Source organism: Psychrobacter faecalis (assembly GCF_016107575.1).
Classification (GTDB): Bacteria; Pseudomonadota; Gammaproteobacteria; order Pseudomonadales; family Moraxellaceae; genus Psychrobacter; species Psychrobacter faecalis.
The window spans coordinates 1-22,717 of record NZ_JABAST010000019.1 but is presented as its reverse complement, the minus strand read 5'-3'; the positions used below and the strand labels follow the sequence as shown (position 1 = coordinate 22,717).

Genomic DNA, 22,717 nt, shown 5'->3' with positions numbered 1-22,717 from the left:
CTTACCATAAAAGATGCAAACAATTAAACAACGTCAGCCACATCTGCCAAAATGCGTTGGGCGATGGTTTGTGTCGCTTGTCCTCCCGTCACATGCGCAGGCACGAAACGCTGGCCAAGTCGATGGTCAGTGACCGCCGCAAACACCGCTTGAATATCTTCAGGCGTCACCTCCATATGTCCCGATACATAAGCATATGCTTGCGCCGCACGCTGTAGTGATAGCACACCACGCGGTGATAAACCATGATAATCAAAGCTTGCACGCGTTTTTGCGACCAGTCTTTGCAGATAATCCAACACCACATCGGCGACATATATTTGCTTGACCCCTTGCTGCGCTAATAATACAGCCTGCGTATCAAGCACTGCGGGCAGCTTTTTTAATAGCTCACGACGATTTTGTCCCTTTAACAGCTCGCGCTCAGCGGCAGGCGATGGATAACCAAGCGACAAACACAATAAAAAACGATCTAGCTGCGATTCAGGCAGCGGATAGACGCCCGCTTGCTGCAATGGGTTTTGGGTGGCTATGACAAAAAATGGCTGCGGCAATAGATAGGTTTGCCCATCTTGTGTCACTTGCCGCTCCTCCATCGCTTCTAATAACGCGCTTTGTGTCTTAGGGCTAGAGCGATTGATCTCGTCGGCGAGTAACAGCTGCGTAAAGATAGGGCCGGGACGAAACTCGAATTGCTGCTGACTTTGATCAAAAATACTCATACCCAAGATATCTGCTGGCAGCATATCATTGGTAAATTGCACGCGGCTAAAGCTTAACCCGAGCAATTGCGCCAAGCCTTGCGCCAACGTCGTTTTACCCATACCTGGCAGATCTTGCAACAACAAGTGCCCGCCTGCCAAAATACCACTGAGCGCCAGTTTAACCACCTCGGGTTTATCTAGCACTATTTGATTTAATTGCGCCATTAGCTGAGCAATTTTTTGCTGATTATGGCGATAGTCATTGGTGGCTTGGTTCATTATCGATTCTTGGCTCATTTTTTAATGAAATAGGTTTAAAAAAGAACACCTCTCTGTTAGGTATTTCTCAATCGAGCGTTGCTGCTATTTTGTTTCATCAACTGTTGGTACCGGTGCCCGCAGCGTTGATAAATAGGCAATCACATCGGCACGCTCCTTACTATCTGGCATCGGATCTGACAGCATTTTTGAATCGGGCATGGCTTTTTCAGCATCAGCGATATAAGTATCAAGCGTCTTAGCATCCCATACCCAACCTGATGCCGCAAGCCCTTCGCTATAGGTATAATCCTCTAGCTCGGCGGCTTTTGCGCCATAAATATTCATCAGCTGCGGCCCTTTTTTATTGAGCCCAGGGTTAAGCTGATGACACTGACCGCATGCGTCTTGGTATATCAGCGCACCGTTATCGGCATCACCCTCAGTATAAAGCGGCAGCGTGACCGGATCTCGATAATCAGGCGGTGTTTTTTCACAAGCGGTGAACAATAGCATAGCGGCACATACAGCGCCTAATGAGTATTTTTTGATAATAGACATGGTGGAATAATCTTAAATTGAGGAGCAGAGGCTATGTATGCGCCTACCTTCACCATAATACAAGGTAAAAAGGATAAACAAACATAACGCTGCGTAGAAGTATATATCGTTGCTAACCGTTAAACAGGGCTAATGTAACATGAAGTTTATTTACCCAAATTTAGCTCTCGCTTGCCACTTTTATGGTATTACTAGGTGCTTCTAAATAATAACTCTGTAAGTAGCGTGCGCCTACGCTCCACGCGACTGACATGGTCGCCGCATCTTCAATATATGGCATCAAGACATCAACGCTAATTTCATTGGTACGCATGATGAGCGACTTAACCGTTTCTAAATTCTCTGGGTTATCAAGGCTATCGACATAATTTCGGGCTAAGCGCACCATATCAGGCTGCACAAAATTGGCCAGCTCAACCGATTTAGCAGACGAGCCAAAATTATTAATACCCAGCTGACAGTTTACTTAGTTAAGCGCCGTAAATTGAGATTTCGCCACGGTTAAATGGTCAGCAATGTCTTTTTCATTAAACTGCAAGGTTAGCGCGCCCGCTCTGCCGCCAACTGCATTGATGAGTTGACTAGCAACGCTCGGTAGTTTTTTATCTATCAACGACGCATTGGTCAGTTGTACCAGTAACCTTGCATCTGGATGGGATTTACGCACATCATTGATTTTTTTACAGGCATTAATCAGTATCCAGCGATCAATTTTTTCAAGGAGCTTGTGCGCTTTAGCCACCGCCATAAACTGGTCAGGGGTCAGTACGGTATTGTTTGCATCGGCTAATGGCAGGCGTAGATACACCTCAAAGAAATCACTGCGATCATGATTGATATCATATATGGGCTGGAAAGACAACTCAAAGCGATTATTAGCAATAGCATCGACTAAAGACTCAGCAAGGGCATGATCATCACTATTGGCATGTTCGCTAGCGTCATATAAATGGTATTTATCACCATGATTGGAGGTTTCAATCATAATTTGATTGATAGCATCCAGAGCCCGTTCGAGCAACACTTTTGGCTCAGGCGTATTTTTTTCTATTTTTACGATCGCAATACTTGCCGTCGTACTTGTCGTCCGTTTATCCACTTCAATTAGCATATCACTAATGGTCGAGCCAATTTTCTTAGCCAATTTCTCAAGCGCAGCGGTATTTTGATTTTCTACCAAGATAGTAAAAGCGGTATCGCTAAAGCGACTCACATGGCTGTTTCCCTCTATCTCATTTGTCATTAGCTCATCTATTGATGAGGGCGACATAATAAGAACAGACTCATAATACGCAGTGATGGCGGTTCAATAGAATCTAGCAGGTCATTATTAGCAATCCTTGCTATATCTTTTATCGCTTTAGGGTCATAGTCTTTTTCGAGGGTATCATTTGTCTCTCTGCTTTTTATTGATGCCTCAGGGCCAAAAAATGAATGAACGTTTTTGCACGCCATATGCTCAGCCGTTGCTACTGGCTCTTTTGGTTTGGGCAATAGTCGCAAGGTACGAAAAACGGACAAATCGTCGTTATTGACAGCGCCACCATTAAATCTACCGTCAAATGTCTCTACCGCTAACCCTTTATCGGTGGCATGTTTTTTTGGCAAGGTATCGTAGCGGGGTTGCTGATAATCTGGTAACGCTTTGGCGACAATCAAACTTGATAAGCTTTGCTGGTTACTGACGCGGTAATGAATGTCATTGAATCCTGTGATGACGTGAGCCTCTTGTTTGGCACTTTGCTTGATGGGTAGTGTCAAGCGAGGCTGGATATAGCGATAGCTTAATGTCATGGCAACCGTGTTAAGCAAGCAATATTCAGCGCCTTCTCGACCATCCTTGATAAGTTTGTCCTTACGCGATTTCAAATAAGCGACCAGCGGTGCTAACTCGATAAATACACAATCATGATGGGCATCATAAGGATTAATCGCACAATGGGCGGTCAAATACGTCGGTGCGCTGTCACTATTTAAATTGACGAACACCTTTGTCTCCGTCTGCAGCTCTACCGTTATAATAAGGTGTTCACTCCACTCTAAGAGCAAACGCTGTACCATCAAGATATTGGCTCGGCGCATGGCACGCACGTTTAACAAGCTATGCAAACATAACTGAGCATATAGCTGATGGATAGTATCCGCACAGTGGGTGGTGATATAAGCACTGACATCAATATCAACTGTCCGCTGTTGGCAAGCCATATAGTAGAGCTGATTGATGTTAGACCATAAAGACGCTGTAGGCTTTTGGTAGCAAAGCGCTTCTTCAAACAGCAACTTTTGATACATCAACAGCGTCTGATAGGTCGCAATGGCCAAGGTAATTGACGAAGATTTGTCATTGGTAAAATAGCGCTGCCACAGATGGGTAGATGGTGATGGTTGATTATCTGCTAAAAAAGCAGTCTCTCGCTTTATAACACCGTCGTAACCCATAATCATTAAATAGTACAGCGATTTCACATGTGCTACATAGTCCAGCTGATAAGCGTTAAAAGCCTGCGTTTCATAGATATAATGCTGGCGCAGCAGCGCAATCAGCTGATTGGCCGCATCCAATACAATATTAAATAGCGTTAGGCGCTGGCGATCCTCTATATTTGCCGTACGCAGCTCTGTGAGCACTTGTTCTAACTGCTCTATTTGCTGCATCTCTGCCTGCAGAGGCAACAGCGCCGCCCATTTGCGTAAATGCTGCTCATCGCTATTAAACGATTTAGGCAATGGTTGCGATAAGGGCGCATCCGCTGTTAAATACTGCTGAAATGTCGATAAATTTACCATTACTATCCTTAGTAATTGCGTAGATTACCAATAGAAGTCGACCGCTATCTCTAGAGTTTACTTTTATAGACGACGACACTTAAGCACAAACCACTCGGGCACAAACTATTTAGGCATAGACTTCAAATTGACTGCTCAGTGACCGCTCTATGAGTTTGACTCAAATTGCTTTAACAGTGCCTATGTATGAAAATTTTTAAACTTATCACTAAAAACAACTGTAATAATCACTTAACCGTTATTTGTTTACTAAAATTTAGATGTATTATATTGCCTATTTTAAGATTCATTGTAAATATCAATCGGTACTTTAAAGGGTTTATTAGGCAGTTCGCGCACCAACTTTGGCACTAAATAACCAGGCAAAGCGGCGAGTAACGCCCAGTACAGCTGAATAGCTGCGCGCTCGTCACTATCAAAATGGGCAGCACCGTCTACTTTGTCCAAGACATGCAGATAATAAGGCAGAACGCCAGCGGCAAACAAGCGCTGACTCAATGCGGTTTGCACCGTCACGCTATCATTGATACCCTTTAACAGTACCGCTTGGTTTAATAAAGTGACGCCCGCCGCGCGCGTACGCTGCAAATACTCAGCGGTCAGCGCATCAATCTCATTGGCATGATTACAATGAATCACCATCACTATTTGGCAGCGACTTTGCGACAGTCTATCCAATAGCGCCTCATCTAAACGCGCTGGAATGACCAATGGCAAACGAGTATGCAGCCTGATGGTGGTCAGTTGCGGAATCGCTTCTAAGGTATCGAGCCAAGAAAATAAGCGTCTGTTGGTGACATTTAACGGGTCACCGCCGCTTAAAATCACCTCGTTAATCTCAGGATGGGCGCTAATATAATTGATAATATGCTCTTTGGCATCGGCGGTTGGCATATTGGCGCTATAGTCAAAATGCTGGCGAAAGCAGTAACGACAATGGACGGCACAAGCACCGGTAATGGTTAATAAGACTCTTGATTGGTATTTATGCAATAAACCCTTTACTGGATTGTGCGTATTTTCGCTTAAAGGGTCTGCCACATAACCGGTCACAGCGATTTGTTCTTTTTTATTGGGCAATACTTGTTTAAGCAGAGGGTCATCAACGTCACCGACCGTCATTTTTGCTACAAAACCGCGCGGTACACGCAGCACAAAATGTTCAGGTATATAAACCTCTGAGCGCAATGATTCAAGCTTTAACAGCTCAAGCAACTCATCAATAGAGGTTATCGCTTCCGATAATTGCGTTTGCCAGTTTTTTTGTGTGATTAAATGGTTTATCATGACAACCTTATACCTGTGCCCAAAAGCCGCTATTATACGCTCTTAGTACGTCCGCTATCAAAGCGTACGAATTATTCTACAACCTTGTGCATCATAGGCAGCTTTAGCACAGCAAGGCGCAAACCCCACATCCAATTATTGATGACAATACTTACAACCCTTAGGAGTCTTCCGTGGCAAGTTTTTCTACTAACGAATTTAAAGCTGGTCTCAAAGTCATGCTCGATGGCAATCCGTATGCCATTCTTGAAAATGAGTTTGTCAAACCGGGTAAGGGGCAAGCCTTTAACCGTGTCAAAATGCGCAACTTACGCAGTGGTCGCGTGCTCGAGCAGACGTTTAAATCAGGCGATAGCTTGGAAGCGGCGGATGTCATCGATACAGAAATGAACTATCTTTATAACGATGGTGAATTTTGGCACTTTATGCACCCTGAGAGTTTTGAGCAATTACAAGCCGACAAAACCGCGATTGGTGATGCACTAAAATGGCTAAAAGAAAACAGTAACGCGCTTTGCACCATCACCCTATTCAATGGTGTGCCATTATCGGTCACGCCGCCTAACTTTGTTGAACTGCAAATTACTGAAACCGATCCAGGTGTGCGCGGAGATACGTCAGGTGGTGGCGGCAAACCTGCAACCCTAGAGACAGGTGCTGTGGTACGTGTGCCGTTATTTGTCCAGCAAGGTGAAGTGGTTCGTGTTGACACCCGTACCGGCGATTACCAAACGCGCGTTAACTAAGCGTCTTTATCTCGTTTAAAAAAAGCTTAACCGCTATTAGGGGTTAAGCTTTTTTAATGTCAAATGCTTTTTAGATGAGGAAATTATTCTTCCATCGATTGCTTATACATCAGCCAGTATTGCACCAAAGCATTAAGCTGCTCTTGTTTAAAGGGTTTGGTGCAATAATCCTGCATACCGACATCAAGATATTTTTTACGCTCACCATCCATCGCATTGGCGGTCAAGGCGATGATAGGCGGCAATGCTTGCGGGTCATAAAGCTCATGCAGTTTAATCGTCGCTTGTACACCATCCATAATCGGCATGTGATGATCCATCAAAATGACATCATACTGCTCAGGATTTAACGAAAAAACCTCTATGGCTTGTTGTCCATCCGTGACGTGAGTGACCGTATGACCGCTATTGTTCAGTGCTTTTTTAGCAATCATGGCATTGACGCTATCATCTTCGACCAGCAATATATGACCAATAAGCTCATGACTTGGTTCTGTCATACCAAAGTCGTTTGAGTCTTGCCAGCTCTCGTAATGCGCTTCATCGATAGGAGGTAGCGGCAATAATACGGTGAAAGTCGTACCAATACCGACGGCACTATCTACTTCGATATAGCCGCCCATCAGCTCTACCAAAGATTTACAAACTGACAGACCTAGACCTGTTCCACCATAAAGGCGATGAGTCGATTTATTGGCTTGATCATAAGCATCAAATATCGCCTCTAAAGATTCTGGCTTGATACCGACACCGGTATCTGTAACCTCAATACAAAGCGTCATGTCTTGATGATTAACCGAACCACTATCATCAGTATTATAATGAGAAGCTTGCTCTACTTGTAGCTCATGACTGCATATAGACTTATGATTACCGTATTTATCCTCACAAGGGTTGTTTTCCATGTGTTTAACGTCAATGGTCACCCGTCCGCCTTCACGGGTAAATTTAATGGCGTTATTGACCAAATTTACCATGATTTGTTTGATGCGTACCGGATCACCCTTGATATAAGGCGATAATGCCTCGGTATAATGATAATCTAACGTCAAACCTCGCTGACGGGCTTTGACCGCAAATAAACTCACCACTTCGTTACAAAGGCTCGATATATTCATCGGTATTGAATCGATGGTCATTTTGCCCGACTCAACCTTTGATAAATCTAAAATACCGTTAATAATCGCCAATAAGTGCTCGTTTGAGACTTTAATATTATCGACGTACTCTTGTTGTTCAGCGCTCAGCTTAGTCTCAGCGAGCATCTCAACCATACCAATGATGCCATTCATCGGCGTACGTATTTCGTGGCTCATGTTGGCCAGAAACTCTGACTTCATCTCATTAGCATGCTTGGCATGGCGCTGCTGGTCTTGAAGTTTCAAAGCATCGGCAGCCATCGCAGCAAACTGCGCCAATATATCTGCGTCATTATCGGTAAAATCGTGGTGCGCTTGCATATCCATCAAACATAAAGAACCCAAACTATAGGTCTTGCCATCTTCTTGCATAATAATCGGCGCGCCAGCATAAAAACGCAAATATGGCGCTTCTGTCACCAACGGGTTTTGACTAAAGCGACTGTCCTCTGTCAAATCTGGCAGTACCAAAACCTCATCCGACAGGACAGTATAATTACAAATAGCGACTTTGCGTGACGTTGTACAAATACCATCGAGCCCATGCAGCGATTTTAAATACTGGGTTTCCTCATCCATAAAGGTAATGGCTACGACTGGCATATTAAAAAACAATTTCGCAAGCTCGGTTAAACGCGCAAAAGCAGGTTCTTCATTATTGTTGAGTACCTGATATTTTTTGAGTTTACTAATACGCTCAGCGTCTTCCGCAGCGACAGGATAACGATAACCGATTTCTGACGAGTTAGATGTAGACAAAATGGACTCCGTTAATTCAGGTCAGACGCTTGGCTTGACCGCCGCCTGTTTGAGCAATAATTGTAATGCTTCACTAACCATCAGCATCGCGACCACTGAGGTGACGACGACCGCCGAACCATAGCCACCGCAGTGTAAACCGCCTGTTTGACAGCTTTTATCAACACGCGGTGGCTCTGTCGAATAGACACATTTGATGCCAAATCTCTCTTTAAGCGTACTATTAATCCCTTTTTCGTGGCGCAGTTTATTGCGTAGCTTTGCCAACAACGGATCTTGATAACTATCGCGTAAATCGCTTACACGAATTTGACTCGGGTCTATTTTACCACCTGCTCCGCCTGCACACACCAATTTTAGTTTGTTAAAACGGCAATGCAGGGCAATAGCAAGCTTAGCATTCATATCATCAACACAATCTAAAATAACAATTGGATTTTTTTGCATAGCCATTTTTGCTTGCTCGCGCGTGGGCAATAATGCTGCGACATTTTCAGGTGTTAAAAAATCATCTATCAGATTTATTTCAACTTCCGGATTAATCTCACGGATACGTGTTGCCATTGCCGCAATCTTACTTTGACCAAAGGTACTGTCTAACGCGGGTAGCTGACGATTGACATTTGACGCCACCAATATGTCCAAATCAATCAATGTAATCGTACCAACGGCGGTGCGAGCCAGCGCTTCTGCCGCCCAAGAACCCACCCCGCCAACGCCAATGACGTAAACATGCGCTGCGGCAAAGGTATCGACAGCAGAGGCACCATACAATGTTTGCGTGCCTTTAAAACGGCGTTCATACTGCTCGGACGATTCATCAATCACATCGACGCTGTCAGCAGCAAGTTGTTGCTCGCTGCGCGCAGTGACCTCTTTATTAACTAAAGTATCTGTTTGCTTTATAGTTTGCTGCAATTGTGTCTCTTCGGTCATAACAAATTAAAGCTCGATTAAAAGGTTGTTTATTATTAATAAGTATCTTGGACTACTCTTGAACTGGATAACGCCAATCGGTACGTAAAGCATTGCAACTGTTGTGCCAAAATTGCTCGGCAAGCGTCTCGGTTGGCACAGCAAGTAATTCACTTAAACTGCCTAATACATAAGGTAAGTTGGCTGGGACATTTCTATCATGAGCGGGTGCATCGCCCCATTCATCATCTGGGCTTTGGCCAAGTGCTGACTGACTACCGCTCGAAACTTGACACATTATCGGCGTCATATCTGGGCAATCTGTCTCGATGACCAAACATTCAATACCATAAGTATCGACCGCTGCTTGAATCGCACGGCGCAGCTTTTTGGCATTTGGATTGGTCACCTGACCGGTCACCCCAAGTTTAAAGCCCAGTTTTACAAAGGCTTTTGCTTCTTGTTCACCGCCACTAAAACTATGGGCAACGCCGCCAAGCTCATGAGCATCATAGTCATGCGCCTTTAACAACGCCAATGCTTCAGCATGCGCTTTACGGATATGTAGCATCACAGGTAACTGCTGGCTCACCGCCATATCCAATTGGGCTTTAAAAAAACGCGCTTGCTTGGCGACCATATCAGGCTGTTTCATCTCATCCGTAAAGGTATCAAAGCCGATTTCACCGATGGCCAAAGGACGTTTGTCATTTAACATCTGCGCCATGTTTTCTAAATGCTCATCCGTATGATTATCGATATAAAAAGGATGCAAGCCTAGGGCAATATGCGCATGCAGAGAGATTTCTTTTTGCTCAAATGTCTGTCCTGCAATAGCGTGCACCTGTTTATTAATAAATTCTTTAGTTGCGTATAAACGGTCAAAATGCCGTTGTAAATACCCTACCAATACCAAATGGCGCACGCCTCGCTGATACGCTTTTTGTATTTGCTCCTCTCTGTCGACATCAAACACGGGAGCGTCAAAATGGGTATGGGTATCAATGAGAGGAAAAATTGTAGGCAATTTCTCATTAGCGTTAAATGAGGCGTAAATCGCAGTCATCAATAGCCTCCAAATTTAATGGTTTTCATTATTTTTCTTAAATATAGACGTTTATTTTAAATTAGAGACTTTATTAGCTGCTTTTTCGTCAGGCACTTTATCATCGTTATTATGATTTGATAATTGGCTATCGGCCTTTTTACTACTACGCCGCGGAATCAGTAATAAAGCCATGGTAACCGCACTTAAGGCTAACCATTTCTTTTTCTTTTCATTATCAAGATTGCTCATTAGTGGCGCCTATAGGTTCTAGCTACTTTTACTATTAACTTAAAAATCACTAACTTAACCCAGTCTACTTAAAGGACAGTTATTTAAATAATTATCTTAAAAAATTGCTTATAAAAGCAATATGTTATTAGATTCACTCTAATTATACGCTCCTCTAAAATGTACTGTGTTTATCTGTGTTATGAATACGCAAGCTAATGTACGGCAGCGCTATCATGCCGTACATTTACTGATGAGATGGGCTGTATTCTAATCAAGAAGTTAGCGCCTGCGTTATCCATTCGCAAGCGCTCTATATTAGAATTTAGCGTTTTAAAGGATACGTGGTGATGCCACTACTACTTGGCGTATCTACTTTGGTAAACCCTTGTGAAGTGGTTTTTGGCGTTTGGTCACGCTTAGGTACCAGTGGATTGAGTGGCATCAATTCATAGTCTGCGCTGACATTGCCATTCCAGCCTTCTGTACCGCTAAGTGGCAGCTGTTTAATAGTGCCGTTTTTGTCGATAACCAACTGTAGGACGCGCATCTGATTGTATTTGCGCTCAGTCACACTAGCGACAGCGCCGCCGTCACGTAAGATGGTCGGCTGCAAAAATATGATTAAGTTACTCTTTTGCGTGCTGTCATTATCAGAACGGAACAGCCGTCCGATGACGGGTACACTGCCCAAACCGGGAACTTTTTGTTGGCGGGTAGTGGTGTTATCGCGCATTAAACCACCCAAGGCAATGGTTTGCTGATCGTCGGCTAGGATGGTGGTATTAATCAAGCTTTTATTGGTAATCAGGCCACTGGCATTGGCGGCACTGCCAGGTACTACCGACGAAACCTCTTGCGAAACCTCTAGACGTACGGTGCCATTGTCGCCGATATGAGGTATAACATTTAGATTAATACCAATATCTTGGCGATCAATGGTCTGGAATGGATTGGTTGATGAGTCACTGCCTGTGGTATAAGAGCCGGTGACAAAAGGCACGTTTTGACCGACCAAAATACTGGCCTTTTCATTATCCAAGGTTAGAATTGATGGCATCGACAGCAGATTGGCGCTGGTCGACGAATCAAGCGCTTGTAAGATTGCACCATAAAACTGAGTATTACCTTGGCTGTCTTTTTTACTATCACCGATGCCAATTAACGCCCCAGCAATAGAACCTGCTGCTGCACTAATATTTGCGCCACCTGATAACGCGGCGGCGGCAAGCGAGACGGCACTCGCGCCGACGTTATTAAAGTTGACCACGCCATAGCCACTATTGGCATTACCCAGCGCCCATTGTACGCCAAGTTGGGTAGCGTCATCGCCTGAAACCTCAACAATCGCCGCTTGAATCAAAACCTGGGCACGGCGGCTATCGAGCTGAGCGACGGCATCCTCAATCTCAAACATCAGCTCGGGCGCGGCATTGACGATAACAGCATTTTGCGTTTCATCCGCGATAATGCTAAAAGGTCGCCCGCCGATACCATTACCTGTGCCACCTGTACTTGCAGTAGATAACGCTGCTCCCGTAGCGCCAGTATTAGTATTCGTAGCACTGTTGGTAAGCGCATTAGTATTATTGTTAAGGGCCGAGCCTGTACTACTGGCGCCGTTTAGCGAAGCTGACTCTAAAGTTGAAGCCGCACCAGCGCTATTAATAGACTGACTGGCAAGCAAGCCGCGCAGCATCTCTGCAATGTGACCGGCACTAGCATATTTTAAGCGAAAGACGCGCAGACCACTTAAACGTCTCGAAGGCGTAGTGTCTAATTGATTGACCATTTCTTGAACTTTGGCAATCATCTCCGGACTGCCTTTGACGAGCAGCCTATCACTAGAGGTGTCAGCGATGACTTTTAGCTGATTACTGCCACCTTGTGCTTGCCCGCTACCTGCGCTTGCCACCAAGGCGCTAATCAACTCCATCATACGCTCAGCGTCGACATGACGCAGCGGTATGACTTGCAAACTGTCATTGACGTTGCTGTCTAAATCGCGGATAAGTGACGTGAGCTGATTAAGACTATCAGCACGGTCAGACAATACTAGCGCATTAACGCCCGGTACCGCTGCTGCATGGGCGGACTGCGGCATCAAGGGCCGAATGACACCAAGCACTTCTGCCGCTTGGGTATTGGTCAAATAAATCACCCGTGTCGCTAAGGCTTCACCGAAACTGTCCCCGCGTAAGTCCACCGCCACGCCAGATTGTTTGGCGACGTTATCTGGTACCAGCTTAATGGTCGTACCCGAATCGATAGCGGCAATACCATTGACCTGCATGACACTTAAAAACAGCTGAAAAATCTCGTCACGCGATAGCGCTTTATTAGAGATGACGGTGACGTTACCGTTGATACGCGGATCAAGGACAAAGTTTTGATTGGTAATGGTCGCCACTTCATTAATAAATGCTTTGATATCGGCATCTTGCAGATTAACTTTCCAGCTTTCTGCACTAACAAGCCCTGTACTCGCTGCCCATAGCGGAACGGCTAAACATAGCGGCCGACACAAACGCATCAAACGCTGCAAGATATGGTACAAAGGCGTGACCGAAAAATTTTGAGAACTGACCATATTGATAATTACCTACAGTGATGACGCGGATATACTGATTTTCGTGCTTGCTGAATAAAACTTTTGCTAAATATAATATGAACCAAATGTATTAACCGATGAACTTTTTAACTAAAACTGCTGGCGAATGGTGATAACTTGATCGCCGCGCTGTACTTCTATTTGCGCTTCGCCAGATTGTTTGACTTGCTGCAGTATACTGGCATCTTGGCCGGGATTGCTGCCAACGCTTTGACCATTAACAGTTAGTACCTTATCGCCCGGCTCTAGCCCTAAACGGTTACGCAGTTTGGCTGGCATGGCGGCGGTGACCTGATAGCTTTCTCCAGATGCCATCACTCCCATCCGACTTAAATAACTGGCTGGGTTTGACTGTAATTCGGTAACGGCTTCATCAATTGGCGACTGCGGCGCGCTTTGATCGGTTGCCTGACCATTTTCTTGGCCATTTTGCTCAGTTTCAGGATTGCCTTGCTCGGACATTGGCGCATTAGACAGGTTTGGCAACATACTATTATCGGGCAAACGCTGATTGCCCACCGCACCCGCCAGCATGGCACTTTGATCAAGCGGCATGGCTTCTGGCATTCTGATGACGACTTCTTTATCGTAAGCATCGGCGATAATGACTTCATTCCAATCGACGGCGACCAGCGTATAGTCACTGTCTTTTAAAGTGTCACCGATACGGTAATTTTTTACTTCGCCATTGACGTCCAGCATCGCCGAAGACAGACTCTCTGGTATGGCGATAAGTACACCTTTTAACAAAACATTGGGCGGCGGTTGTACGGGCGCAGCGGTAGGATCAGGGTCCGCAAAAATGGCAAATAAACCACTATGATCTGTACTGGTGTTCGCTGTACTCTGTAAAGGAGCAAGCGGTAAGGTAGGCGCTAATGGCGCAGCTAGCAGCAACCAGAGTAAACGCGCAGCACTCCAGCATAGCCAAATAATCGCTAATAGCAATAGTGCTGCTGCAAAGCGATTGAGGGTATTAATAACAGGTTTTAAACGGCTAGATACATCGGCAACATTCATCATCTAGCGCGCCCCTAAGCCACTAAGCAATGGCTGGCGCACACTGACCACAGGCGTGTCTTGCGGAGCTTGCCCTTTATATTCTGGCATATTTTCTAGTAAACGCTGGGTTAAGCTCACATCTAGCATATTATCGCCATCGATATACAAATCGCCCAAGCGCTTATCTTGATTGTTGATAAGATTGACATGCAGCAGATTTTTATTATTTTTTTGCTCGGCACTGAGCTCAGCTCGCAGCGCAGGCATGGTGAGATAAAAAACCTTACCACCGCTAGGATAACCGACTTCGCCACCAACCCACGTTAACTGACCACTGGCCTCACTAAAACCGGCGGCGTTTCTATCTGAATTGCCTGCTTCAGAATTTTTAGCAGATTGACGTTTTAATGAAACGTTATTGACCTGAATGGGGGTATTAGGCAGCTGCCAATCGACCACATTTGATAAAGTTTCAGGGGCAATCTTACCGCTCATGTTTTGAATTTGCCATGAGCTGGTGCCTACTTTCACCTGACCATTTAAGCGGGTCTGCTCTGAGCTGATATCGACCTCTGCGCCTAATTTGCCTAATAGTAGATGCCATGGCTGCCACGACCACTCAGCAGCACCGGTAAGCGGTGTTGCTGACACAGGTAGCTGCCAAATCGCTGAGCCCTGCCATAAGTTGCCAGACACATGTTGTACATACGGCGTATCAGGGGCATATTTTTCAAGCAGCCACGCGGCAGGCATTTGCAACACGGCAAATAGCGCAAATAATATAAAGCCAAGTAGCCACCAGAGCTTGCGGGGACGCTTGTGAGACGACGTGGAAACGTGAGGCACGGTTAGCTAACTCTTATAGAAGACAAAAACGTCATTATCATAGCAAACAATGGCGTACAGATGACAGAAAAAAAAGCCAGTATCTTTGCACCAAAATAGTGGCGATAAAGAGACTGGCTTTTATCTAGCAACTTATTTTATAAAACCATCATAATTAATAATACATGAAAGCAGAATAGAATAAGCCTTTAACCAAGAGTTTTTAAATGGCTAAATGGCAAAATCCTCAAGCTTGCGACCTGACGCTAGTGCATCTACCAACCAAGTCGGTTTGCGTCCGCGTCCAGTCCAAGTTTCTTCATTATTATCGGTATTGCGATATTTAATGCTGCGTTTTTTCTCCAGCTTCTCGCCCGCTTGTAGAATTTCTTCGATGCTGGCATCGCTTTCTTCAGCGATTTTTTCAAACTGCATATAGGCGTCATATAAACGCTGATGCTGTTTTTCTTCAATCAATTGCTGCGCATTTTCAGTAATCGCACGTAGCTCATCAACGTTTAAACTATTTAAATCTATGACGTTATTTTTGTTCATCGTAAACTCCACTTTTATATTAAGGTTATAACCGAGTTGGATTTTTACTAAAAACTTATGCGTAATAAAAATCGTAAGTAGCAGTAATATAAACAAAAATATAAACCGCTACAAGTATTGATTGATATTTAATAACGCCAATCTCAACTTATCGTAGGCTTTTGATTTTTATAGAATTTAAAATTCTAATTGTTTTAACTGAAATTTTAAAAACTAAGTAAACCAATACCTTAGAAAAATAAGTTGAGAGTGGGGTATTTAATAATAAATATCAGCAAGCAAATAATTATTTTTGAGAAAATAAACTTTTATATTAAATAGAATTTATCATATAAAAAAAAGAGCCTCTAAAAGTAAGCTCTTTTCTCTGATTCATTCAACATTATTAGATTACGTATCCTAAAAAGGAATATCGTCATCTACCGGACCGTCAGGCATTGCCGTCGGTTTTGTTTGAGCAGGTTTATTAAATTGGTTCTGCTGTGCAGGCACATTTTGATTATTAAAGCTGTTTTGGTTGCTACCCTGGGCGCCGCCTTGGTTATAACCACCTTGTTGGTTATTTCCCTGTTGGTTAAAGTTATTTTGGCCACTTTGGTTTTGGTTCTGACCAGCAAAACCGCTGCCCTGATTCTGATATTGATTCGAGCCTTGAGCACCACCAAAGCCGCCGCCATCATTACTACCGCCAGTCGCACCATCGAGCATTTGCATTTGCTCAGCACGAATCTCGGTAATATAACGGTCTTGGCCGTTAGGATCTTGGTATTTACGCGTACGCAAGCTACCTTCGATATAAACCTTACTGCCTTTGCGCAAATATTGTGCTGCGATTTCGCCTAGACGGTTAAACAATGAAATGCGATGCCATTCCGTCGCTTCTCTTTTTTCACCGCTTTGCTTGTCAGTCCACTGCTCTGAGGTGGCAACCGAAATGTTGGTCACGCTACCGCCATTACTAAATTGGCGAGCCTCGGGGTCTGCTCCAAGGTTACCAATGATGATAACTTTATTAACTCCGCGCATAATATCGTCCTTTTACTTATAAATAATTTGTTTGCCAGCTTTAATCGAGTATCTAATATAGAGTATGAATACTAGCAGTAATATGACTTCACTTTAACCATTTTTCTGTTAAATATCTAGGGGGCTTTGGGCTAAATGCGACAGCTCTTGTCGTGCAGAATCTGTCAATTGCGTTTTATCCAATTTTAAATAAGCGACCTGCTCTTTTGCCATCACGACCAGCTCATCAACGCCGTCTACCGCCAGCATTTGCCGTGACCAGTCTTGGATATTAATATCTTTGGGAATGGTCACCGTGGTGCTTGATAAATACGGTGGATCAGTAATCGGAATAATCAGCAGCAATGCCGCGCCCATAATAACGGCCAATATACCCCATGCCAACAGATTTGACTGGGTCAATAATAAACCGCCCATCGCCCCGCCAACAAAAGCACCAAAGAACTGACTTGATGAGTTTAGCCCCATCGCCGTTGCTTTATTGGCAACGGGCGCACGCTTCGATATCCATGAGGGAATGGTCGCTTCGAGTAAATTAAAGCCCATAAAGTACAGCAATAAGCCTAGAATAATACCAACCCCGACCTGACTACCAAGTGCTAATAATGCCAGAGCCGCGGTCATTAAGGCAATCGCTGCCAAAAATACTTGGCGCATTTTGCGTTTCTTTTCAGCAATAATAATAAAGGGTATCGCTACGGCAAAACCAATAAATAATAACGGTAAATAAACCAAACCCTGCTGACGTACCGATAAACCCAGTACTTCACTGAGTTGATGCGGCAAGATAACAAAGATAGCCGTCATGGTTAAATGCAGGGCAAAAATACCGATATGCAAACGATTTAAATCGCCAATTTTTAGCACATCAGCCAATTGCTGACCAATCGACTTGTTATCGAGATTGTGCTTAAGCACCCGTAGCGGCGTCGGTACTAACAATAATAGCAACATCGCTAAAACAGCAAAACCAGCGGTGAGCCAAAACAGCCCTGAGATACCAAGCGAGCCGACCAATAAAGGCCCAAAGGCAAAGGCCAGCATAATAGAGGTAGCAATGGTCAAACCCATGGTCGCCATCGCTTTGGTGCGCATCTCTTCACGCGTCACATCAGCAAGTAGTGCCATCAATACCGCCGATACCGCGCCACTGCCTGCCAGCGCTCGCCCAATAATAACCTCGTAGATATCAGTGGCATTGGCAGCGATGATACCGCCAATAGCAAATAATATCAGTCCCAAAAAGATAATTGGCTTACGCGGAAACTTATCCGCGGCAAGGCTCATTGGTATCTGAAAAATCGCTTGCCCGAGCCCATAAATACCGACCGCCAAACCAATCAGAAATGGCGTTGCGTGCGCATAATTATCACCATACACCGAAAACACGGGCACAATCATAAACAGGCCAATCATCCGTAAGGCGAAGATACCACCGACCCCAATAATTGCCCGTTTTTCTACGCTATTCATACTTGCCTCACTGGTTCATCATTGCTGGTTTATCACTGCGGCTTGCTGGTATTATCACGCCTTTATCAAGGCGTTAGCCTACAAATTAAGCCCACTAGTATAAGTCATTCGCCGTTTGCTTGCCGAAACTTTTATCTTACTGCCGCAGCCGCACGGTGAGCCTTTACTTGCGCTTTTTATGGAGGCGATAATTTTGTTACCAAGTGCATCTAATGGCTCATTACACCTTGAATAATGCCGCTGCCATGACAATAAAGTAAGACGTTGACAAGATACTTGCCTTGACCGTAGGGCTGTTCTTAGACTGATTTTAATGATAGATATATATAGCAAGTATAGTAACTTTTAAAGCAGCCAAGCTTTTAAGAAATACGATATTTAAAATAATAAAATCTAAAGTAGCATGACATAAACAACCAATACTTAAACAAGCAGTACTTACAACTAACAATATTCAAAACAGACATTTTTTCGCAAACTATGCGGAAAAACAAAACTAAAAAACAAAGCTGGATTCGATCTATAACAAAGCACTTATGTTAGTTAACAAACATTTCATTTAGATTATTTTATTGATTTTAAGGTTAAGACTTAAGTTAGCTTTGAACGTTACGCTTATATAAACCTTTATCACTGGCGCTTTATAAAAACTATTAGTTTGTAAAGAACCATTTTATAACTGTTGTTTTATTAAGAAAACTCCGTGATAACGACAGACTTTTATAAAGCCATAGCAACTTAACAACCAAATATGCTTTTAACAGCCCTTTCATTAACTATATTTAACGTTTAGATTTTATATACCATTAGCAAATAGGAAACCTATCAACGATGGCACATGACCATATTGCAATACGCGGCGCACGTACGCACAATCTAAAAAACATCGATTTAGACATTCCACGCGATAAATTCGTGGTAATTACCGGTTTATCAGGTTCTGGTAAGTCATCCTTGGCGTTTGATACGCTTTATGCCGAAGGCCAGCGCCGTTATGTCGAAAGCTTATCGGCGTATGCGCGTCAGTTCCTCTCACAGATGGAAAAGCCAGAAGTTGATAGTATCGAAGGCTTGTCGCCAGCGATTGCTATCGAGCAAAAATCGACCAACCATAACCCGCGCTCGACCGTTGGGACGATTACCGAGATTTATGACTATTTGCGCCTGCTTTATGCGCGTATCGGTACGCCGTTTTGTCCTGAGCATGGCGAGCCAATGGTTGCGCAGTCTGTGACCGAGATGGTTGATCAAGTCATGGCGTTGCCTGTTGACACCAAGCTTATGATACTGGCGCCGGTGATTCGTGAGCGTAAAGGCGAGCATACGGTATTGCTTGAGCAATTAATTGGGCAAGGCTTTGTCCGCGTTCGCGTCGACGGTGATGTTTATGATACCGATGAGCTACCAACGCTCGACAAAAAGAAAAAGCATACGATTGAAGTCGTCGTTGACCGCTTTAAAGTCCGTGATGACTTGGGTAACCGTGTCGCTGAAAGTTTAGAAACTGCCCTGCGTTTGGGTCAAGGTCTAGTCACGCTGCACTTTATGGATGGTAATCCAAAAGAAGGCGGTGACGAAAATCAAGTCATGTCAGCCAAGCATTCATGTCCGGTGTGTGATCGCGCGGTCTCTGAGCTTGAGCCGCGGATGTTTAGTTTTAACAACCCTTATGGTGCTTGCCCAAGTTGTGACGGTCTCGGTAAACGTCAGTACTTCTCTGCTGAAAAGCTGATTACCCATCATGAAAAATCGCTCAATCAAGGGGCGATTAATGGCTGGGATAAGCGGCACGCTTATTACTTTGGTTTGCTATCGACCGTTTGTCATCATTTCAAAATCGATATGGATGCGCCATGGCAAGATTTGCCAAAAACGCAGCAAGATATCATCATGCATGGCTCGGGTAAAGAAAAGCTGACCTTTAATTTTACTGATGAGCGCGGGCGTAAAACCAATAAAACTGTGCCGTTTGAAGGCGTACTGCCGTATTTAGAGCGTCGTTATGCCAAAACCCAAAGCAACTTAGTACGTGACGAGTTGGCGAAATATTTAGCAGATACCACGTGTAACGTCTGTGATGGCGCGCGTCTGAATGAAATCTCACGCAATGTTCGCGTTGACGATCAAACCATAGCCCAAGTTGTTAAGCTGTCTATCGGTGATGCTGCTGACTATTATAAAACGCTCAAGATTGGCGGTCATAAAGGTGAAGTCGCCGAAAAAATCTTTAAAGAGATTAATGAACGTCTTAACTTCCTTGTCAGTGTCGGGCTTGATTATCTTACCCTTGCCCGCTCTGCTGAAACGTTATCGGGCGGTGAAGCACAGCGTATTCGTCTTGCTAGCCAGATTGGTGCTGGTCTGATGGGTGTCATGTATGTGCTCGATGAGCCATCGATCGGTTTGCATCAACGCGACAATGATCGTTTATTAAAAACCTTAACGCGCTTACGCGATTTGGGCAATACCGTGCTGGTCGTCGAGCACGATGAAGATGCCATTCGCCAAGCGGATCACGTGATTGATATCGGTGTCGGCGCGGGCGTTCACGGTGGTCATATCATCGCCCAAGGGTCGGTCGATGACATTATGGCAACCAAAGGCTCGCTCACAGGGCAGTATATGTCTGGTGAGAAAAGAATCGAGATTCCAAGTATTCGTCATAAAGCCAAAACCATCGAAGTTGAAGCCAAAGGTAAAGCCAAACCAAAGCAAGTACCGATGTCGATTGAGCTAAAAGGCGCAACAGGCAATAACTTAAAAGATGTCGATTTAAGCTTACCGATTGGCATTATGACTTGTATTACAGGGGTTTCTGGTTCTGGTAAATCGACCTTGATTAACCGCACCTTAATGCCTATCGCTGCCACTCAATTAAATAATGCTTCAACGCTTATCGCTGATAAGCATGACAGCATTAGCGGTCTTGAGCATTTGGATAAAATGGTCGATATCGACCAAAGCCCGATTGGCCGAACGCCGCGCTCAAACCCTGCGACTTATACCGGTGTCTTTACGCCGGTTCGTGAGATGTTTGCGCAAACGCAAGAGGCGCGCGCTCGTGGTTATAAAGCCGGTCGCTTTAGCTTTAACGTCAAAGGCGGACGCTGTGAGATGTGTCAAGGCGATGGCCTTATCAAAGTTGAGATGCACTTTTTACCTGATATGTATGTGCCCTGCGATACCTGCCATGGTAAACGCTATAACCGCGAGACGCTAGAGATTCACTATAAAGGTAAAAACATCGCCGATGTGCTCGATATGACAGTTGAAGATGCGACTGAATTCTTCTCAGCGATTCCAGCGATTCATCGTCGCCTGCAAGCGCTGATGGACGTTGGTCTTAGCTATATTCGTTTGGGTCAATCAGCGCCAACGCTATCAGGCGGTGAAGCGCAACGCGTCAAACTGGCTCGTGAGCTTGCCAAACGTGATACCGGACAGACGCTATATATCTTGGATGAGCCAACCACTGGTCTGCACTTCCATGATATCGATAAGCTGCTGCATATCCTCCATACCTTGCGCGATAAAGGCAATACCATCGTGGTCATCGAGCACAATCTTGACGTTATCAAAACGGCGGATTGGGTGATTGACCTTGGCCCTGAAGGCGGTAAAGGTGGTGGACTGATCATCGCGGAAGGTACGCCTGAAGAAGTGGCAGAAGTGAAAGGCTCATATACTGGTGAGTTCTTGAAGCCAATGCTTAAGCAAGGTATGAAAGCAGTGAGTTAATAGAAAATCAGTTAATTATTGATGAAAGGCTACTCTTTAGGGAGTGGCCTTTTTTTGTAGTAACTTCCACTTTTAAAAGAAAAATCTTATATTTAAACTAAGCTTATAAACAGATTCTAAATATCTGAAAAAATTGATTTATCATTTTCCTGGCCAAAGAATTTTTGTGGTTTTTTCTCACTTTTTTTACTCAGTTTATCTTTATAGTCTTTATCTGTATTTAGTCGATAAATATCAGGGCTTTCTACGAACTCCAACCAACCTTCCTTCATCCACTTTTCTATTATATCTCTACCCATTATAGAAATTAAATTAGCAAGCTGTGCATGAGGAGAACCGAAATAATAGACAATTACATTAATAGAAGGTTTCGAACCTTGGTTGAACCCAAATATTTCCTCGATATAATCACTATCAGAAGAGTCTAGAGAATGTCCCCAAAGATATATTTCAATTATCTCGTTTTCACCTCTGACACCATCTTCAATTTTTTCTTTCTCTAAATCAGTTATATCAGGATTGCCTCTTAGAAATTGATAATCTGTACTATTAACCAGTTTTTGATAATACTTTACAAACCCATAGACTTTTTCTTCTACTAGAATTTTATTTTCTAAAGCAGATATACCTAAGACTATTGTATTTTTATACCCAGTCTTTCCATGTAAAAACTGGGTATTGGCATGATTATAGAGCCGTTCTACAGTAGAAGAATAATTAAAACTATAAATAGTACACTCATCTTTGGATAAGACTTTAGGTAAAGCTAATTTCTTTCTAGGTTTGAAAGTGTTGATGTACTCGATATATATAGAAAATATCTCAATAAAATCGTTCCAATGCTTAGTTAGATTTAAAAATATTTTATTCGTATCTAAATAAACAGCTTGATTATGATAATACTTAACGAATTCTCTGTTTAAGGTAAGCCTTTCTCTAACAAACTGTTTCTCCTCTATAATATTAAACTGCCATAATATTTTGGAAATAGCAGGATATTGGGAGTTTCCCAAACTCTGTGTAACTGCTTATAATCCACTAACAGGAGAATAAGC

17 protein-coding genes and 1 pseudogene are annotated in these 22,717 nt (G+C 43.8%); 2 read left to right on the top strand and 16 right to left on the bottom strand.

Going from position 1 to position 22,717, the window contains the following annotated elements; genetic code table 11:
- Window positions 1-23: 23 nt before the first annotated feature.
- From JFC07_RS07540 to epmB, 5 genes and pseudogenes are all read right to left on the bottom strand, one after another.
- Window positions 24-983, bottom strand: a complete 960-nt coding sequence (locus JFC07_RS07540) for an AAA family ATPase (protein ID WP_226928936.1) — start codon at window positions 981-983, stop codon at window positions 24-26.
- An 84-nt stretch (window positions 984-1,067) separates the two neighbouring features.
- On the bottom strand, window positions 1,068-1,523 hold the full coding sequence (locus JFC07_RS07535; protein WP_068403883.1) for a c-type cytochrome: 456 nt from the start codon (window positions 1,521-1,523) through the stop codon (window positions 1,068-1,070).
- A 160-nt stretch (window positions 1,524-1,683) separates the two neighbouring features.
- Window positions 1,684-2,508 (bottom strand): annotated as a pseudogene (locus tag JFC07_RS07530) (EAL domain-containing protein).
- Between the two features lie 266 nt (window positions 2,509-2,774).
- A complete protein-coding gene (locus JFC07_RS07525; RefSeq protein WP_102077620.1) occupies window positions 2,775-4,310 on the bottom strand; it encodes a cyclic-di-GMP receptor FimW-related protein in 1,536 nt (511 codons plus the stop codon).
- 279 nt (window positions 4,311-4,589) lie between these two features.
- Window positions 4,590-5,597 (bottom strand): EF-P beta-lysylation protein EpmB, encoded by a 1,008-nt coding sequence (gene epmB / locus JFC07_RS07520; RefSeq protein WP_068403886.1) that lies wholly within the window; start codon window positions 5,595-5,597, stop codon window positions 4,590-4,592.
- 173 nt (window positions 5,598-5,770) lie between these two features.
- Here epmB and efp point away from each other — a divergent pair, with 173 nt between their 5' ends.
- Window positions 5,771-6,343, top strand: coding sequence for an elongation factor P (gene efp / locus JFC07_RS07515; RefSeq protein ID WP_068403887.1), 573 nt, complete (start codon window positions 5,771-5,773; stop codon window positions 6,341-6,343).
- Window positions 6,344-6,426: 83 nt separating this feature from the next.
- Here efp and JFC07_RS07510 read toward each other — a convergent pair whose 3' ends face one another.
- From JFC07_RS07510 to JFC07_RS07465, 10 genes are all read right to left on the bottom strand, one after another.
- The gene (locus JFC07_RS07510; RefSeq protein ID WP_227678274.1) at window positions 6,427-8,241 is read right to left on the bottom strand and encodes a GAF domain-containing hybrid sensor histidine kinase/response regulator; all 1,815 of its coding nucleotides are present in this window, start codon (window positions 8,239-8,241) and stop codon (window positions 6,427-6,429) included.
- 21 nt (window positions 8,242-8,262) lie between these two features.
- On the bottom strand, window positions 8,263-9,069 hold the full coding sequence (locus JFC07_RS07505; protein ID WP_390625428.1) for a tRNA threonylcarbamoyladenosine dehydratase: 807 nt from the start codon (window positions 9,067-9,069) through the stop codon (window positions 8,263-8,265).
- Between the two features lie 160 nt (window positions 9,070-9,229).
- The gene (locus JFC07_RS07500; RefSeq protein ID WP_191690413.1) at window positions 9,230-10,222 is read right to left on the bottom strand and encodes a TatD family hydrolase; all 993 of its coding nucleotides are present in this window, start codon (window positions 10,220-10,222) and stop codon (window positions 9,230-9,232) included.
- A 51-nt stretch (window positions 10,223-10,273) separates the two neighbouring features.
- Window positions 10,274-10,453 (bottom strand): hypothetical protein, encoded by a 180-nt coding sequence (locus tag JFC07_RS07495; RefSeq protein ID WP_068403893.1) that lies wholly within the window; start codon window positions 10,451-10,453, stop codon window positions 10,274-10,276.
- A 304-nt stretch (window positions 10,454-10,757) separates the two neighbouring features.
- Window positions 10,758-13,022: a type II secretion system secretin GspD gene (gene gspD, locus JFC07_RS07490; RefSeq protein ID WP_193032232.1), complete on the bottom strand. Its 2,265-nt coding sequence runs from the start codon at window positions 13,020-13,022 to the stop codon at window positions 10,758-10,760.
- Window positions 13,023-13,133: 111 nt separating this feature from the next.
- The gene (locus tag JFC07_RS07485) at window positions 13,134-14,066 is read right to left on the bottom strand and encodes a type II secretion system protein N (RefSeq protein WP_068403897.1); all 933 of its coding nucleotides are present in this window, start codon (window positions 14,064-14,066) and stop codon (window positions 13,134-13,136) included.
- Entirely contained in the window at window positions 14,067-14,891 is an 825-nt protein-coding gene (gspN, locus tag JFC07_RS07480) for a type II secretion system protein N (protein WP_068403900.1), read from the bottom strand.
- A 210-nt stretch (window positions 14,892-15,101) separates the two neighbouring features.
- Complete coding sequence (locus tag JFC07_RS07475) at window positions 15,102-15,425, bottom strand: H-NS histone family protein (protein WP_068403902.1); 324 nt, start codon at window positions 15,423-15,425, stop codon at window positions 15,102-15,104.
- Between the two features lie 399 nt (window positions 15,426-15,824).
- The gene (ssb, locus tag JFC07_RS07470; protein ID WP_193031264.1) at window positions 15,825-16,451 is read right to left on the bottom strand and encodes a single-stranded DNA-binding protein; all 627 of its coding nucleotides are present in this window, start codon (window positions 16,449-16,451) and stop codon (window positions 15,825-15,827) included.
- A 108-nt stretch (window positions 16,452-16,559) separates the two neighbouring features.
- Window positions 16,560-17,924, bottom strand: coding sequence for an MFS transporter (locus JFC07_RS07465; RefSeq protein WP_193031262.1), 1,365 nt, complete (start codon window positions 17,922-17,924; stop codon window positions 16,560-16,562).
- A gap of 831 nt (window positions 17,925-18,755) precedes the next feature.
- Here JFC07_RS07465 and uvrA point away from each other — a divergent pair.
- Window positions 18,756-21,662: an excinuclease ABC subunit UvrA gene (uvrA, locus tag JFC07_RS07460; protein ID WP_193031193.1), complete on the top strand. Its 2,907-nt coding sequence runs from the start codon at window positions 18,756-18,758 to the stop codon at window positions 21,660-21,662.
- Between the two features lie 116 nt (window positions 21,663-21,778).
- Here uvrA and JFC07_RS07455 read toward each other — a convergent pair whose 3' ends face one another.
- Window positions 21,779-22,675, bottom strand: coding sequence for an AbiH family protein (locus tag JFC07_RS07455; protein ID WP_198328763.1), 897 nt, complete (start codon window positions 22,673-22,675; stop codon window positions 21,779-21,781).
- Window positions 22,676-22,717 lie beyond the last annotated feature (42 nt).

Coding starts and splice junctions, on each gene's coding strand:
- JFC07_RS07525 (WP_102077620.1), bottom strand. CDS start 4,310: ATGGTAAATTTATCGACATTTCAGCAGTATTTAACAGCGGATGCGCCC.
- JFC07_RS07485 (WP_068403897.1), bottom strand. CDS start 14,066: ATGATGAATGTTGCCGATGTATCTAGCCGTTTAAAACCTGTTATTAAT.
- gspD (WP_193032232.1), bottom strand. CDS start 13,022: ATGGTCAGTTCTCAAAATTTTTCGGTCACGCCTTTGTACCATATCTTG.
- JFC07_RS07500 (WP_191690413.1), bottom strand. CDS start 10,222: ATGACTGCGATTTACGCCTCATTTAACGCTAATGAGAAATTGCCTACA.
- JFC07_RS07475 (WP_068403902.1), bottom strand. CDS start 15,425: ATGAACAAAAATAACGTCATAGATTTAAATAGTTTAAACGTTGATGAG.
- JFC07_RS07540 (WP_226928936.1), bottom strand. CDS start 983: ATGAACCAAGCCACCAATGACTATCGCCATAATCAGCAAAAAATTGCT.
- epmB (WP_068403886.1), bottom strand. CDS start 5,597: ATGATAAACCATTTAATCACACAAAAAAACTGGCAAACGCAATTATCG.
- ssb (WP_193031264.1), bottom strand. CDS start 16,451: ATGCGCGGAGTTAATAAAGTTATCATCATTGGTAACCTTGGAGCAGAC.
- uvrA (WP_193031193.1), top strand. CDS start 18,756: ATGGCACATGACCATATTGCAATACGCGGCGCACGTACGCACAATCTA.
- JFC07_RS07495 (WP_068403893.1), bottom strand. CDS start 10,453: ATGAGCAATCTTGATAATGAAAAGAAAAAGAAATGGTTAGCCTTAAGT.
- JFC07_RS07465 (WP_193031262.1), bottom strand. CDS start 17,924: ATGAATAGCGTAGAAAAACGGGCAATTATTGGGGTCGGTGGTATCTTC.
- JFC07_RS07535 (WP_068403883.1), bottom strand. CDS start 1,523: ATGTCTATTATCAAAAAATACTCATTAGGCGCTGTATGTGCCGCTATG.